This is a genomic window from Verrucomicrobium spinosum DSM 4136 = JCM 18804 (assembly GCF_000172155.1).
GTDB classification, from domain to species: Bacteria; Verrucomicrobiota; Verrucomicrobiia; order Verrucomicrobiales; family Verrucomicrobiaceae; genus Verrucomicrobium; species Verrucomicrobium spinosum.
This window is the reverse complement of sequence record NZ_ABIZ01000001.1, coordinates 3,570,049-3,584,947: the sequence shown is the minus strand read 5'-3', so window position 1 is coordinate 3,584,947 and position 14,899 is coordinate 3,570,049. Positions and strand designations below refer to the sequence as shown.

14 protein-coding genes and 1 tRNA gene are annotated in these 14,899 nt (G+C 57.4%); 5 read left to right on the top strand and 10 right to left on the bottom strand.

From position 1 onward, the window contains the following. Positions 1-409 precede the first annotated feature (409 nt). Positions 410-1,177 (top strand): choice-of-anchor M domain-containing protein, encoded by a 768-nt coding sequence (locus VSP_RS14450; RefSeq protein WP_009961440.1) that lies wholly within the window; start codon positions 410-412, stop codon positions 1,175-1,177. A gap of 102 nt (positions 1,178-1,279) precedes the next feature. On the opposite strand, the gene VSP_RS14445 is transcribed toward VSP_RS14450, so the two are convergent. Next, positions 1,280-2,092, bottom strand: a complete 813-nt coding sequence (locus VSP_RS14445; protein ID WP_081452546.1) for a choice-of-anchor M domain-containing protein — start codon at positions 2,090-2,092, stop codon at positions 1,280-1,282. A gap of 21 nt (positions 2,093-2,113) precedes the next feature. Next, positions 2,114-2,836: a type II secretion system protein gene (locus VSP_RS39450; protein WP_009961437.1), complete on the bottom strand. Its 723-nt coding sequence runs from the start codon at positions 2,834-2,836 to the stop codon at positions 2,114-2,116. A gap of 301 nt (positions 2,837-3,137) precedes the next feature. On the opposite strand from VSP_RS39450, the gene VSP_RS39445 reads away from it, so the two are divergent. Continuing rightward, a complete protein-coding gene (locus VSP_RS39445) occupies positions 3,138-3,695 on the top strand; it encodes a Fur family transcriptional regulator (RefSeq protein ID WP_009961436.1) in 558 nt (185 codons plus the stop codon). A 117-nt stretch (positions 3,696-3,812) separates the two neighbouring features. On the opposite strand, the gene VSP_RS14430 is transcribed toward VSP_RS39445, so the two are convergent. After that, positions 3,813-5,693, bottom strand: coding sequence for a HEAT repeat domain-containing protein (locus VSP_RS14430; protein WP_157210908.1), 1,881 nt, complete (start codon positions 5,691-5,693; stop codon positions 3,813-3,815). A 381-nt stretch (positions 5,694-6,074) separates the two neighbouring features. Here VSP_RS14430 and VSP_RS14420 point away from each other — a divergent pair, with 381 nt between their 5' ends. Continuing rightward, on the top strand, positions 6,075-6,314 hold the full coding sequence (locus tag VSP_RS14420) for a hypothetical protein (RefSeq protein WP_009961433.1): 240 nt from the start codon (positions 6,075-6,077) through the stop codon (positions 6,312-6,314). Between the two features lie 129 nt (positions 6,315-6,443). Continuing rightward, positions 6,444-7,019, top strand: a complete 576-nt coding sequence (locus tag VSP_RS14415) for a DUF892 family protein (RefSeq protein ID WP_009961432.1) — start codon at positions 6,444-6,446, stop codon at positions 7,017-7,019. A gap of 169 nt (positions 7,020-7,188) precedes the next feature. On the opposite strand, the gene VSP_RS14410 is transcribed toward VSP_RS14415, so the two are convergent. The 6 genes from VSP_RS14410 to VSP_RS35460 all read right to left on the bottom strand — a co-directional run bounded on the left by VSP_RS14410 (position 7,189) and on the right by VSP_RS35460 (position 12,561). After that, positions 7,189-7,278, bottom strand: a tRNA-Ser gene (locus VSP_RS14410). 81 nt (positions 7,279-7,359) lie between these two features. Further along, positions 7,360-7,587: an FmdB family zinc ribbon protein gene (locus VSP_RS14405; RefSeq protein ID WP_009961430.1), complete on the bottom strand. Its 228-nt coding sequence runs from the start codon at positions 7,585-7,587 to the stop codon at positions 7,360-7,362. A gap of 29 nt (positions 7,588-7,616) precedes the next feature. Continuing rightward, the gene (locus VSP_RS14400) at positions 7,617-8,051 is read right to left on the bottom strand and encodes a 3-hydroxyacyl-ACP dehydratase FabZ family protein (protein ID WP_009961428.1); all 435 of its coding nucleotides are present in this window, start codon (positions 8,049-8,051) and stop codon (positions 7,617-7,619) included. A 412-nt stretch (positions 8,052-8,463) separates the two neighbouring features. Next, on the bottom strand, positions 8,464-9,165 hold the full coding sequence (locus tag VSP_RS14395) for a LolA family protein (RefSeq protein WP_157210907.1): 702 nt from the start codon (positions 9,163-9,165) through the stop codon (positions 8,464-8,466). A gap of 128 nt (positions 9,166-9,293) precedes the next feature. Next, positions 9,294-10,877, bottom strand: coding sequence for an MFS transporter (locus tag VSP_RS14390; RefSeq protein WP_009961426.1), 1,584 nt, complete (start codon positions 10,875-10,877; stop codon positions 9,294-9,296). Between the two features lie 139 nt (positions 10,878-11,016). Then, on the bottom strand, positions 11,017-12,561 hold the full coding sequence (locus tag VSP_RS35460; protein ID WP_009961425.1) for an MFS transporter: 1,545 nt from the start codon (positions 12,559-12,561) through the stop codon (positions 11,017-11,019). A 195-nt stretch (positions 12,562-12,756) separates the two neighbouring features. Here VSP_RS35460 and VSP_RS14380 point away from each other — a divergent pair, with 195 nt between their 5' ends. Further along, positions 12,757-12,960, top strand: coding sequence for a hypothetical protein (locus VSP_RS14380; RefSeq protein WP_029190446.1), 204 nt, complete (start codon positions 12,757-12,759; stop codon positions 12,958-12,960). Here the strand turns inward: VSP_RS14380 and VSP_RS14375 are convergent. Beyond that, positions 12,897-14,684, bottom strand: a complete 1,788-nt coding sequence (locus VSP_RS14375; protein WP_009961423.1) for a hypothetical protein — start codon at positions 14,682-14,684, stop codon at positions 12,897-12,899. The two genes, VSP_RS14380 and VSP_RS14375, sit on opposite strands and share 64 nt — an antisense overlap. Positions 14,685-14,899 lie beyond the last annotated feature (215 nt).

Below are 14,899 nucleotides of genomic sequence, written 5' to 3'. Positions count from 1 at the left end.
CAGGCTGCGGAGGATCGTGACTATGCCTCATAATGCAAATGACATACATTATCTCATAAACCTTTCCCGCAACCTATTTGCAATATAAATTACATTCCGTGATCGCAATCACGCTAAAACCCCGTGGACAATTCATCAATACGTCCACCGCTGAACTTAGCCCCCAGCCGGAAACGGTGGCAGCGCCGCCCTTCTTTTGCAATCCGTTTGCATTAAATGATTTGACGAACGCTGGATCCCGAAGCCAATGTTTTTAACGCAACTTCATTGCATCCACACCTTGCTTTTCATTATCCTGATGATCTCGCTGCTTCTCCCCAATCCCCACCCTGCGATATCAGGCGGACCTGCTGAGAGGGATGGCGCTCGTTTGCGGCTGAAGCCATCGTGCTTCCTGCCAATACTCGCGATGTTCATCATACCTACTCTCGCGTCCTCAGCCTATGTTTACACCACGGGCCATGGCGATTTCCGCGTGACATATGAGTCGCAAACGCAAGAGCTCAATCCGATCATCCATATGGACGGCGGAGCCACCTATGGGCCGGAGGATATTTTGATCCAGACAGATGCCGCGCGAACCACGGTCACCAACAACCAGGCGTCAATCAATCGCTTTGCCGGAATGCTCGGAATCTCAGCTGGCCAGTCCATCTGGGTCATGGGAGGGGCGAGCACCGGGCCTTATCTGGGGTTCTCGGGGGAAGGACTGCTTGATGAGGACTGGATCCATGAATTCACCAGCCCATGGACAGGGGATCCGGTCACGGCCTCCGTCATTCACATGGTGCTCACAAACTGGACGATGCCTCAGGGGGCCCAGTTCGGGGTGTACGAGACGACTGGACTGGGCGCCACTTGGGGCAATCGTGCAAGCGGTGATGTCATCTTCTCAACCTACGACCCCGGCTCTACGCTGGACAACAACAGGCTAAGTGTGGAGGTGGGAGACCACACCCACTACGCATTCGGGTTCACCCAGCCGGGTCTTTACGAACTGGAGTTCACGTTTTCGAGTGTTTATCAAGGGGACACCCCGCTCTCCACCCCTGCCACATTCAGCTTCCTGGTGACGCCAGAACCCTCGCGGATACTGCTTACCGCAGGTGGACTGGCCCTGGCTCTTTTCCGTCGCAACCGCCGAAACGGTGCGAACCCAGCAGGGATGACGATTTAAGTCGCAGTCAACCGCCCTGCTGCCTGCGCGGGTGCACCAGCTGGGTGAGGCCCTCATGCTGGTTCACCCAGGCCGGTTTCCAGAAAAGGCTGGCCCGCCAGCTCAGCCCCTGATTCTTCTCCGGCCGCGACGCCCCAACAGCATGCTGAGCCCCAGCATGAGCAACAGACCCCGGCCAGGCTCGGGCACCACGTCTGTCGCGTTCACCCCAAAGCGGACGGTAAAGTCCTCACTGATGGATTCCGAACCGTTCGCCAGATAGGTCCGGGCCTCAAAAGTAACGTCATAGATGCCCATGCTGGTGAACCCCCAGTTCATGTGCACATGGCCACCTATGGGCATGTAGTACACATCATCGAGCCCGGTGGTGGCAATACCGTCCGCAGTGTCCATCCACACGTTGGGATTGCCAAAACCGTCTGTCAGCCACATGGAGAACTGATTGTTCGTTTCATTGCCATGGTACTCGACCCCTAGCAGCCGGAGCTCGATCCATTGGCCCGAGGCCACGCTTGTATGGGCGGGGTCCCACGCCCCAAGGTACGACGCGGATGTGCCCTCCGTGCTAAGCCCCAGCCAGACAGCGTTGGGGGATGCGCTTTGCGTTTGCGGGAGGATCCACACATTACCGCCAGCCGGTGTCCCGAGGAAACTCCACTGGCTCCCGGAGGGCCTGGCTGCACGGCTGCCAGTCGGCATGGATTGATTGATCAGATACAGGACTGAATCGGTATCGGTGGCGAATGCTCCTTGAACATCGTGGCTCAGGGATGTGGACCACTCACCGCTCGAATCTACATTGATGTCAAAGTCCATATGCCCGGGACCAAGCACTGTGATCGCGGCGTCCAAGCGAGAAGCAAGGGCACCAAGCAACATGAGAGTGTGGCAGGCAATTCGGATGGGGGCATTCATCTTTTCTGGTGGGGGGGTGCGTCAGTCTCGTACCGCGGCAGGGTCGGCGAAGTTATAGCCGCCAGTGATCCATTGATGGAGGGTCTCGGCATTGATTGATTCCACATGCCCATCTACAAACAGATAGTTCGAGGAGCCTTTGCAACCGTCCTCCGAGCGGGTGCCGCCACAGAAGGCGTCGGGCTGAATGTCCCGCCGCAATGAGGACCATGAGCCCTCCCAGGACTCCGAGTGGGTGTGATCGTTCGTCATCCCGGCACCCCGGGAGAAATTGATTATGAACGCGATAGGTGTTGATTGGGGCCGGGGCACCTGGTTCAGGCTCGTATAGCCACCGAGATTCTCACCGAAGGGCCCGACCTGCGGAACAGTTAGAAAGCTGTTGAGCAGGTAGCTGGTACCGTTGCCTGCCAGCCGTTCCTCCCCCTTGGGGTCCACCGGGCATATCCGCATCTCGTCCACATTCGCCAGGTAATCTCTGAGGCTGAAGATCCAGCCCTTCTCGAAGCTGGATGCATCGAGCCCGTGCGAGGTCATGGGAAACGTGCCATCGTGGTCCTGGGTATAGCTCAAGATGGCTGTGCCAAGCTGGCGGAGATTCCCTGCACACTTGGCCTGCCTGGCTTTCGACAGGACAGACCTCCCAGCAACCAGGACCAAGGTAGCCAACACCGCCACGACGCCGATGACCACAAGCAACTCCAGAAGTGTAAACCCCCTCCTATAACCGCAACTCACTTGCATGAATCACTATTTGGCATCGTCCTCAAGGGTCAAGCATTTAAATGCAACTGATTTGCATTACCGAAAAAGTGAACTGCTGAGTTGTAATTTAGCTGGAAGAGAACCCCTTCCCGAGTTCGCTCAAATCCTCGCCCGCTTACGATGGCGACGCAACTCTCAACACTGCCCTTGAGAGCCGTTGCCACCTTCTGTGCCTGGCTGGATGACACGTCCACAGCGAGTTTCAGTGTGAGGTGCCGTAATTGCCAGCATCCAGCACGAGCTTATTGCAATTGTTTGCATTAGGCTGTTGTTTGCGCACATGACCAAAAAGGTTGCCACCGCCTCGCGCACGAAAGTGATCAATCCAGTTTCCCGGGAATCGACTTCAGGTGCCGGTGGTCATGAACACTGCTGCGAGCACTTGATGTGTTCCATTCCAGCCTCTGAGGCTGACGAACTGGTGGAGCAGCTGGTTGAGAATCTGAAACCTCTGAACATGCGTCGCACCCGTGGGTTGGTGGCGTTGCTGATGGAAATGGCCATTCACCACCATCCGATGACGCTTCTGGAACTGGGAGCGAAGCCAAATCTCAGCAAGTTGGACCAAGCCACCATCTATCGCCTGATGATGAAACTCGAGGAAGCGGAAATTGTGCGCCGGTTCAGTTTTCGAGGGAGATCGACCCATTTCCAGCTTCTTGTGAGGGGACACCAGCACGACTATCTGATCTGCAAAAGCTGCGAAAAAATCACTTCCGTTGAGGTGAAGCTGCCTCTGGATGGCTTGCAGAGGTCCGTCACGGTTTCAACAGGCTGGCACGAGATTCAGGCGGAGCTGGAGTTCTATGGCATCTGTCCAGCGTGTGTGAAAAAGTAGAGACCGATGTACGAGGCAAGAGCTCGAACGTCACCGCTGAAAGCACCCATTCGTCATAGGCTTCGAGCTCGATCGATTGGGTTGGCGGCTCTGGCAATGTTCGCTGAATGCCCTCACTCAGGGCTGCAGATTCTGCACCCGCCCTTTCCACCATTTCATCCAGGGTTCCAGGTCGGGCCCCAGGTCCTCTCCTGAGATTAGTTCAAGAGCACCAACGACATTGGCGCGATGTTCGGCACTTGTGTAGGAGCTCTTGCTGTTGTCAGACTCAGGATCGAATTTCCGATCAAAGCTCGCGAGCAACACCGGCACTGCCTCGTGCGCTCTCATCTGACCGAGGTGCTCCACTGAGGCGCGGACAATGTACTTGTCATCGCTGGTGGCAACATAGGCCATGAACAAAGGGCTCAAGCTGGGGTCTTCAAGCCCGGCCATCTTCCTCACCACTTCGACAGCTCTCCATCGACCATGAAATGGCCCTTTCATCAATTCCTCGAACCTGACCCGTCGTTTGGCTGGCTCAAGGGCAGCCAGGGCGATCCTGGCGGCAAGGGAAATCTCTGTCATCTGGCCAGGCTCCGTGTTGATCAATTTTTCGAGGTAAGCCTGGGCGCGAAGATCACCGAGCCTTCCCAATGCCGTCACCGCTTCAGGGGATTTCGGATGCTCCATAAGCAGCGGCACAGACTCTTGAATCCGATACCTTGCCACGGCCCTTGAGAGATCGTCAACATCAGGCCAGCTCGAAGGTTGCAACGCGAGAGTCCTGGTCCGCAAGGCATCCAGTAGAAGCGGCGCGGCGCGTGGGTCGCCCAGCCAAGTCAGAGCCAGCACTCCGTAGTCGCTGGGGTATTTCTTAAAATTTGCCTCCAATACCGAGAACGCCCCGGGACACCTGGTTCGCGCCAGTGCTAGCGGAAGCCGTTCCTCTTCAGTCCCATGCTCAAGCACGGTGCGGGCGGCCACGCCACTTGGGCCAGAAGAGTGATCAAAAGTGAGTTTACGTTCGTCGGTCAATACCTTCTCGATCAATGCAAGCAACCAGGGTGGAGTCTCCTGACCATAGCAGTATAGAAGATGACCCAGCGCCCGGTGAAGTTCCCTGACCTCACTCCACTCCGTAGTCTGCGCCCAGTTTTTGAGCAAGCTCATCGCGGGGGCACTGCTCATTCTTACGGCTGGCACGGCAATCAACAGCTTCACGACCATCGGAGAAGCCTCGCCCATTCGCTTCTCCAAGATGCTCCGCATCGGGAGTGGCTGGTAAAGATCAACCGCTGCATCGAGTGCAATATTGGACTGGCAAAGCCCCTCGAACTGCGTGCCCCACATGTCACGAGTGAGAGGATGCCCGATGGCGTAGCTGATGGGCGGGAGAATCGTCGGACACTCCAACTGCCCACGTCGATGAGCGTGAAATTTGATGGCTCGTCGCGTTGGAAATGGAGGCGTCTCCAGCACACCCGTCCACGTTGGAACCAACGCACTGGAGGGCTTGGTCGCAGTCAGGAGCTTCCCCCCCTTCGGTGCTGTCAATGACGGACCATCAACAGCAGCGGCTGAATCCAGACCTTCTTTGAGACGGAGGACGATCTTTACATCCAGTGGATGCCTCCGCTCATCACCGCCAGGCCTATCACCCCAGAGATAGACCAATGCCCCTTCCCCTGGCTGCAAGACAACGGGTGGCCGTACGATATCCTGCCCAGCTGAAAGCCCCGCGTAAATCACGCCCCCTCTTTCCACCTTTGGACCGTCACCGTCCAGATGCTCACCCGGCATCCATGGAGCCCGATGCCACGCTCCTCTCCGGTCACGCTTGTGCAATTCAAAAAGGCGGGCGAGTTGGGAATCTGGCGGGTTCCCCATGGGCACTCTCAGTCGCGAGGCACCGACATTGCGCAATTGCAGCAGCACCACGTATCCTGCGGGTCCAGTAGGGTCCACAAAGTCCACCCGCGCCGCCAATCCATTTACAGGTTCCGACCACCGGGCCATGGACACCACCTCGGCCAGAGACGACTGAGACGCGATTGACTCGTCAGCGGTATCAATCAGCCTTTCTTGGGCTGACAGAAAAGGAAGCACTCCACACACAACCATGAGGAGGCTTAGACCAAGACCTGACTCACGGCCGCTTTGGCAGAGATAATTCAACATTTTCACGGCCAAAACATGCCATACATCAATCAGATGACGCAATGGGCATCTGAGCCTTTTTGCTCCATTGAGCAGTCTTTTTCCCACACGGTGCATCGCGGTGAGTGACCCGAAAGCAAGATGCCTGATTCACAAATAATGGGGCGTTCACCCCATATACATTTTCAGCCAACCCTTCGAGAGTGGTGCCACATGGACCACCGCCAACTACCTATCCTCATGAATACTCACCGCAGCTACGACATCGCTGAATATCGCCCTGGAATGGGCATCACCTCACCAGGATTGCTGTGTACCGGGCCACAGGACAAAGACACCCAGAGTGAACAGTACCGGCCAAGCGAACAACAAGCTCCGAGCAGCCTGACCCTCAACGACCTGACTGGTTCTTCCATCTTCGTCCCGCCACCCAATCCCCCGGCGGAAGACCTGTCATCCGGGCAAACAGATGCCAAATAGCCTCGTCATCGGCAAAACGACGGTTTCGCGACAAAAGGCAGGGACCCGCGCCCCTCATTACGCAGGGTGCAATCCCTCAGTTTAACAGAAAATAACAACAACAAGGCACCACCACTCGTCGCTACCCCCATGAAAAGCCTCAAGGAATTATTCCTCCATCAGCTCGGCAGCAGACTCAGTTCGGAAATGCAGCTGGTCCTGGGAATGCCCTATGTCATCGAGGAAGCAACGGCCTCCACCTTGCAAAGCCTGATGCTGTCCCACCACCATGAGACGGTACGTCAGATTGAAAAGCTAACGCATGTCTTTCAGGCCTTCAACCAGCCAGCGATTGCCACCAAGTGCGAAGTCACCGCGAAGCTGATTCAAGAGTGCCATCACATGATCCATGCGTTCGGCAATTCTCCCGCCATCAACGCAGCTCTGGCAGGGGCCGCCCAGAAGATTGAGCACCTCGAAATCGCCTCGTATGGCAGTTTGTACGAGTGGTCCTTGCTTCTGAGGAACGACGAAGCAACCGGACTCCTGCAAGAACTCCTCTCAGAGGAAAGGACCGCAGACCAGCTATTGATCAAGCTGGCCCGTTTCCGTTGCAACAAACAAGCCATCGTTGAAAACAACGGGACAGAGCTTCAATGCGATGCCTATGGTCATCTCGCCCGCTCTTCGCCGCCTCAGATGACCATGCCAGGAATTCTAAGCTAGGTCAGACGGAGAATCGCACCATAAAATGGCTGACCGCACCGTAGGCAGCTGCAAGCTTTATCGAACCTGACACCCTGTGAAACATTCAAGCAGGCGGTGGTTCGCACTGCGGCAAATAGCAACCTTTTGCCAACTGGCCTTTCTTACAACATCACGCTCTGGTGATGAATGGCGGACAGGGAGGGATTCGAACCCTCGGTACTATCACTAGTACACACGATTTCCAATCGTGCCCGTTCGACCACTCTGGCACCTGTCCTTGGAATTCATTTGAGGACGCGCAGTTTGCGTAGATTCCGCATTCCCGCAAGTCTTTTTTACACCTCTAATGAATTCATTTTCAATGACAGCCGCACCCGGTGCCACAATGCCCGCCACCACCGGAAGAAACCGGAGCAGTCTGCCCAACGCCCATGAGCCCTGCCCCGCCAGTGATGACACGGCGGACAGGCACTCCTGTCTCCGGATGGTTCGTCAGAGCGGCGTCGCGCATGCTCTGCTTGATTTCAAAACGCTTCGGGGCTTCCCCTTCCGTCTGAGGAATGGTTTCGTAGATGTATGTCGCCATGATTTGAAATACCACGCGCCTCTGCGAATTCAAGGAGGCGCAGCTCCACCGCTCAGGGTCACCTGGCCTTCCGCGAGGATCTTCTCCCCCAGTCGCACCCGGCCTGTGGCCTGAATAAGGGGGCCCATCCTCCCCTGCACCTCGGCTTCGATCTGTAGGCCGTCCCCCGGGAAAGCCGCTCCAAACACCTTTACCGACCGGATCGCTGTGAGTCGAAGATCGGCGAGCGGCGGGATCTCCGGGTCTGTTTGCGCGGCCACCCCGGCGATCTGGGCAATGGCCTCCACCATCAGCACGGCGGGCATGAGCGGCAGACCAGGAAAATGCCCCTTCAGAAAGGGCTCGTCACCACGCAGTCGATAGGAGCCAGTCGCAGATTTCCCTGGCTCCAGGGAAACGAGAGAATCCACAAATCTGAACTCGGGACCATGGGGCAGGGCGCGAAGCGCTGAGTCAAAATCCATGCCCCAGCAATGATGACGAAAGAGGTCGGATCAATCGCAAAGTGAGGGATGATTCGCTTGGGAGCCCCCTTCTCTTCCGGTGATCAGGAGTCCCTCGTCATCTAAGGGAGGCCCCTGACCAAAAGCTCCCGGCTGCGTGACCTCCCTATCCGTCCTGGCGATATCACCGAGATGCTCTCCCACGAGGTGGGATCCATCGTGCGCTGTTCTTCCGTGCGAGAGGCGTTGTATTCTGCGAGATGGTCCCAAGCGGGACCACCGTCTCCATAGGAGCCCCTGGGCAACGCTCAAGGTCTGCAAGACCAAACCTCTCTAAAGGCGGAAGGTCCAACCTCATCAAGTCTGCCCACGACGTCCATCCCCAATCAATGAATCTTGGAGTTCTATACTTTGGATTCAGAAACCTGCGTTCTTACTCCTTCTCCACTTCATACCCCGCAGTGTCCACCTTGAACACGCTGTCCGGGATGGCTCCGTTCAAACGGTACTCCGTGATCGCGGTGGTCATGCTGGATCCATCCCGCATATGGATGGTGAGGGCATGCAGTGCACCTTCCTTGACGTTCCCCTTGAGGGTAACCTTGATGACAAAGAGGGCGGCCTTGTTGTCCTTCAATCCCAGCTCGAATGTCCAGAGGTCTGCGTTGTTGGCATCAGGCTCCCCGCCGCGAACTTTGAATTGCTCCTCGAACTCCTTCAAGGAGATCGCCTGCATGGACTGGATCATGGCAAACCCTTGCCCCTTGCCATCCTTCTCCTGGGCCTCCAGGGCTTCCTTGCTCCAGACCCGGGCTTTCTTGTCTTTGCCATCCAGGACCCATAGAGAGCCGTCTCTCCCCCGCTGTACCAGGAGATCAGGCACCTGTCCGACCTGCCAGCGGAAACCACCTGTCTTTTCCATCCACATCTGGCCCTCCCGCTTGAGCGGCTTGCGCACGCTTTTGAGCTGGCGCAACTGGTCAAACTTGGCCTGGACCGAATTCACTTTAGAGGCCGAAACCAGCCACTTCTCCAGCGCAGTCCGGGCCTCGTCGGGAGTGGCCGCGAATCCGGCGCGACCTGCGATCAGTGCGACCGCTGTGACTGCCAGACACCACATTTCTCGAATCCTCATGCCTAACCATGCAGTCCATTCCGGCATGGGCAAGCAGTTCAAGCGTCTGACCCAACCACCAAAAAAATGGGACGAGGCACAGACCTCGTCCCACAAACGTCTATTCGAACTCAGGGAGGATCGCCGTCTCAGCCTTCACCAGGGCCTTGCACACCACCAGCGATCTGTTCACCAGTCACTTGCAGGGCCTTGTAGCCTCCAGTTGCCTTGAAGTAAAGAATCAGGAGCAGGTAAAGGACCGCCATGATCGCTGGAACGGCTGCCGTCACCTTTAGGGCCATGCGGCTGCCTTCAAGTGTGGCATCCTTGACCGGCTGAATGTCAGCTTCGACCGAAGACTTGGAGGATTCCCACCAGGTGGCGAGAGCATCGTGGTTCTTATCCTGCTTGCCATCTTTGGCGAGAGCCGCGCCAACGTTGGCAAGCTCTTTACCTTTGTCCTCAAGGACGCCCACTTTGGCACCGTCCAGACCTTTGATCTTCGGAAGGAAGAGGAACCCCTTGGGCTCGGCAACAGAGTAGCGGCCATACGTTTCAGGAGCCTTCACTTCAAGCTGCTTCGTTGCGAAGTAGTCCTGCTTGTAACCGATGGCAGGCCCCCCCAGGAGACCAGCTGACAACATTCCCACGCCACCAATCAATCCGATGGCTACCGCACCACCCTTGGGGAACCGCTCAGAAGTCACGGCCAACATGGTCGGCCAGAGGAAGGTCTTCCCGCAGGCATAGACCGTGGCGGCCACCACACACATGGCGATGCTGGTCGCATTGCCCAAGAGCGTCAGACCGATGCAGCCCAGAATCCCGCTGACAAAAAGCAGACCCAGAGGAGAGATACGGTGAACGATCGGACCCGCCACAAAGCGCAGGGCGAACATGAGAAGCGAGGTGTAAACCATCAGCTTCAATCCATTGGCAGGGCTGGCCATGATATTGCCGGTAATCTTGGCAATCCAGGAATCCGTGCCCAGTTCAACATAGCCCACCAGAGCATGCAACACGATGAGGACAAAGAATAGAGGAGCAATGACGGACTTGACCATTTCGCCAATCGTCACACCAGCGGACTCCACCTCGGACTTCGGGAACTTCTGCCCAATCAACATCACGCCGTAGAGCACGACAGGAATGAGGAACAAGGACATTTGGATCTTCCAGTCCACTGCGGCAGCGATGACGGCACCAGAGGCATCCGTCTTGGCCGACATGAACGTGGAAGCGAGACCACCGATCACCAAACCTGCAGGCCAACCGGCGTGGAGAATGTTAAGGTAATGGGTCTTGTTCGAGGGGAACAGCGTCGCAGTGAGAGGATTGACTACCGCTTCGCAAACACCATTACCAATGGCGAAGATAAACATGGCCGAGAAGAGGCACCAGTAGGCGGCTTCCTTTCCACCGGACGCAAAGAATGCTGGCGTGGCAAGCGTTAGCACGGCCGAGACGAAGTGCAGCAGGAATGCTGCGATCATCAGCTTGCCGTAGCCAATTTTGTCGGCAAAAAGGCTTGTCAATATAATCACAACGCCGAAGCCGGTAAGCCCCCCTCCGGTGATGGTGCCCAGCTCCGTCATGGTGAAGCCGAACTGGTGAGACCACTGGCCCAAGATTCCGCCGCGAACGGAGAATCCGACGCCGGCGGCCAAGATGGCCATAAAGCCTGCCCAAAGGAGGCGATTTGCATTGGGCGCGATGCCCGCGTTGCTACTCATGTGTGTGTTGTGTATTTGGTTGATGTCTGTCTGGTGAGTGAGGTGACTTTGCCGGAAGAAGCTCCGTACGAAACCAAGGAACGGCTGAAGCAGCCGCGTTTTTAAACAGAAAGGCGGGATGCCTCAAGGAAAAACTCGGTTAGAAACCGGGATCTGCCTCGTCAGCATGCCCCAGTGCGACGGGTTTATAGCCGCCCTTGGCCTTAAAATACAAAAACATGCCTAAATAGCACAAGAACATGAAGGCTGGGAGAATGGCAATGTTCACGAACACATGCAGCTTGCTCGCAGCCTGGGCCCGCTCCAGTTGCTTGGTCTCTTCGGGAGTCAGAGTCTTGATCTTCGTCTGGTCCAGGCTCGGCGCACTGCCGAAGATGGTGGGTTTTTCCTCCCCTTTGACCTTGGCATAGAGGGCAACGTTCTCAGTCGCGGAGAGACGCTTGTCCATGTCCAGGTCCTGTTTGTAGCCAATCGCAGGAGTACCCAGCACGCCGAGGAAGAGGACTCCCACGGCGGAAACACCGTTCAGGGTAAGCGCCCCACCTTTGGGAAACTGCTCGGACACCATTCCCAACGTTGTGCTCCAGAGGAAGGTTTTTCCCAAGGCATAGACGGTAGCCGCCCCCAAGATGACCCAGCCGGCCGATTGCGACAGGCAGAGAAGCCCCACCACAGCGATGGCGGCACCGATGACCAGCAGCCCGATGGGCGAGAACTTGTGCACGATCGGGCCAGCATAGAATCGCAGCGCCGTCATGATCACGGAGGTGTACACGAAGATCCAGGTCTCAAAGTGCGGGAAGTCCGGACCACTGAGTTTGAGAAGGTCGGGCATCCAACCATCTGTACCCAGCTCAGTGGTCGCCAGTGGTCCGATGGTGATGAGGACAAAGATGAAGAGCCAGTTTCCCAAGGACCGGGTGTACAGCCCCATGGCAATCGCAACCACCGAGGCTATCGCAAGCACGACGGGGAGAGACGCAGGCTGGCTCATCATCTGAGACACCGCAGGCACGGTCAAAGCCGTGATGATGAAGAAACCCACCGCTCCGACTTCCTTCAGCATGTCCCGATAGCTCACGCCAGCCGCCACACGTTCGTTCGCCGGGAACTGCCGTGGGAGGATCAATGCCGCATAAATCACAACTGGTATAAAGCAGGCACCATACGCCCACCTCAGGTTGGCAGCCTTGTCAGCCCCGGATCCGAGCAGCACGGCAAAGAGCGCCCCCAGGGCCAGACCTGCGGGCCAGCCAGCGTGAAGAATGTTGAGCCACTTTGCCTTCTGGCGGGGGAACAGTGTTGCCACCACCGGGTTTACAAAGGCTTCAACGGTGCCATTTCCCACGGAGACCAACAGCGTGCTCCAGTAGAACGACTGGTATCCCGTTGCCCGGAGCGTGAGAATCAACGCCACGGCGTGGCAAATCACGGCGAACACCGCCACCGTCTTGTAGCCAATGCGGTCAATGATGAGACTGAAGAAGATGATGCTGAGCGCAAAGGGCCACATGCCCGCCCCGTTGATGGCACCCTTCTCCTGCTCGGAGAGGTTAAAGGTGGCCTGAAGGTCGCCAATGGTATTCGCCCTCACCCCAAAAACGAAGGAGGTCGCCACGAGAGCGATGAAACACGCCCAGAAGAGGCGCATGTCCGGCCGGATTGCAGTCGTCGAATTGGTCATGGGTGGGAGCAAGGAGGCTGAGGAAAAAACGAGTGGAACCCAGTACGGAGTTCCAAGCGCGGCATTGCAACAAAACCGCCACTCCAAGACAATCCTTTTTCCACTGCTGCCCGGCGTTACCGAAGCCCCGCTCCTGCTCCCCAGGCAAGGCAACTTCCTGATTGCCCGGATTCCGTCTCCATCATAGGTTGGATCATGCTCTCCCCAGCCATGATCGCCCTGCTACGCTGCCCCAATACCAAGCAGCCGCTGCGCCTGGCCACGGAAGCTGAAAAGAGCGCCCACGGCATTCCTGCAGACGAGGAAGCCCTGGCAACAGAGGACGGCAGCCGGATCTACCGCACCGTCAATGAAATGCCCGTCTTGCTCGCCTCTGCCGAAGTGGTGGCCACCGGGTAGAAGATGCTGACTCCACGGCGGAGTTCAGAATTCGAACGTGACGCTTCGTAAACCAGGTTCTTGGCCTTGCGGTGCCTGGCCATGAGGTTGTACGCCCCCAAGCATTCAAAACTGGCATTCAGAGCCCCCAACATGGGAAGATATTCGTCAAGGTCCTTGGTGAAATTCTCCACCATCCCCCACGGGGGAAAGAGCTGATCATCCTCCATCTTGCGAAGCAGATCATAAACACCTTCCGGGTCGGGATCAGTGCTCCCGGAGAGCAGCACATAGTGCGGGTGAATGACGGTCTGCTGCGGCAGGTCCACGCCTCCCACCATGTAGCCGTTACCGTGCTGAGCCTCGCCAGCGGAGAGGCCGAAGAAGCGCTCCTTGGCCGCCTGGCTGTCCGGCCAGTTCTTGGGGAAGTATTCCTTCTGGCGCTTTAGCATGTCCTTGCGGATGGCTGGCCAGCTCTGCCGGGAGATCGCATCCGCCGTTTCCTGATCGAAGTCTGGATAGAACAGGCTCTGAATTTCTGGAATGAACCCTGTGCCGTCGTAAACCCGCCCAGTAGTGGCCATCTTAAGCGGCGGGGGCTTGGCGGTCATGTTGGCCATGGCCAGCACCAGTGCGGTCTCCCCACCCCAGTCACGCCACACGGCACGCAATGGTGTCACCCGATCCTCGCGCACGCCGTGACGGATGTACCCTTCCCCATCCACCAGCATCTCATCCAGCACAATAGCCCGCAATTGATCTGTCAGATGATCCTTGAGCGGCTGATCCCGCAAAATCTCTGCTGCCACCAACATGGCATGGTAGTAGATGGCTGTGTCCACGAGGCTGTACTCCGTGCCTGGCACAATGCCGTAGTGTCCATTCTCAAACACCTTCACGAAGTGAGGCAGCAGCCCGCGCGAGCTGTCGAGCCGGGTGATGTTGTCATTTACGCGGTACACCAGGTCCCGTGCGAACTTGTGGTCCACCACACCCAGTTCCGCGGCCAGCGCCGAGCACATGGCAAAAAGGCCCGTGGCCGGAACGTTGTCAAAATGCCCATCCCGGATGTGGGCACGGTCTCTTACCCAAGCCGTCCGCAGACTGAAGCAGCGCGCCAGCTTGGCATAGCTGGTGAGAAACACATATTCGTCGAAAGGAATGGCCGGTGCCTGGACAATGAAAGAAACGGAATCCAAGGAGACATCCGTCCCAGACTCAGCCACCCAGTTGAGGTACTTGGCTTTCCCTACCTGGTCTGGGTTCACGGGCTCCACCTGGGTGCGGATATCCGGGGTATCCAGAACAAAGGGCTTCATCCACAGCACCTGTTGCAGGGAGGATTTGATCTCAACCTTCAACGTCCCCTTCCCCTTCCCACGGAGTTCGAAACCCACAATCTTGGGCTGAAACTTGGTGTTCATGAAGGGCGGGTAGCACGCGCGGAAGTCGAGCTGGGAGTCCAGATCAGTGCCGATGCCTGCCAGCCCATGCCACATGCCCGCCCAGTAGCCCTGAGGCATGTTGATCAGCACGGCACCCCGCTCACAGCCAATGGACTCCTGGCCGTTGCCAATGAAACCAAAGTCGGTGCCGAGGTGGGTGTAGGTGATGAACGGGTTGACCTTCTCGTGCACGTTCTGGCGAGCCTCCCGCTGGGGATCGAACACCGTAAAGTACTCCTGAAGGGGTTGGCGCACCCGGCGGGGCTCCGCAATGGGTTCCGGCAGGGTCCCCACCGGCATGTCCCCAGGAGTCGCGGACGCCGCGACCACCGTCGGCGGGATGACGGGTCCCTCCACCGAGGGTGGAGCCGCCGGATGGGCAACGGGGTCAACCGGCGAGGGACTCGGTAACACCCTAATTGACCCTTCCACCACAGGTGCGATTGCAGGCAGGACCGGAGAGATTGCAACTCCCGGGTCCTGGCCAAAAATGCTAAACTGCAAGACAGCGGCGC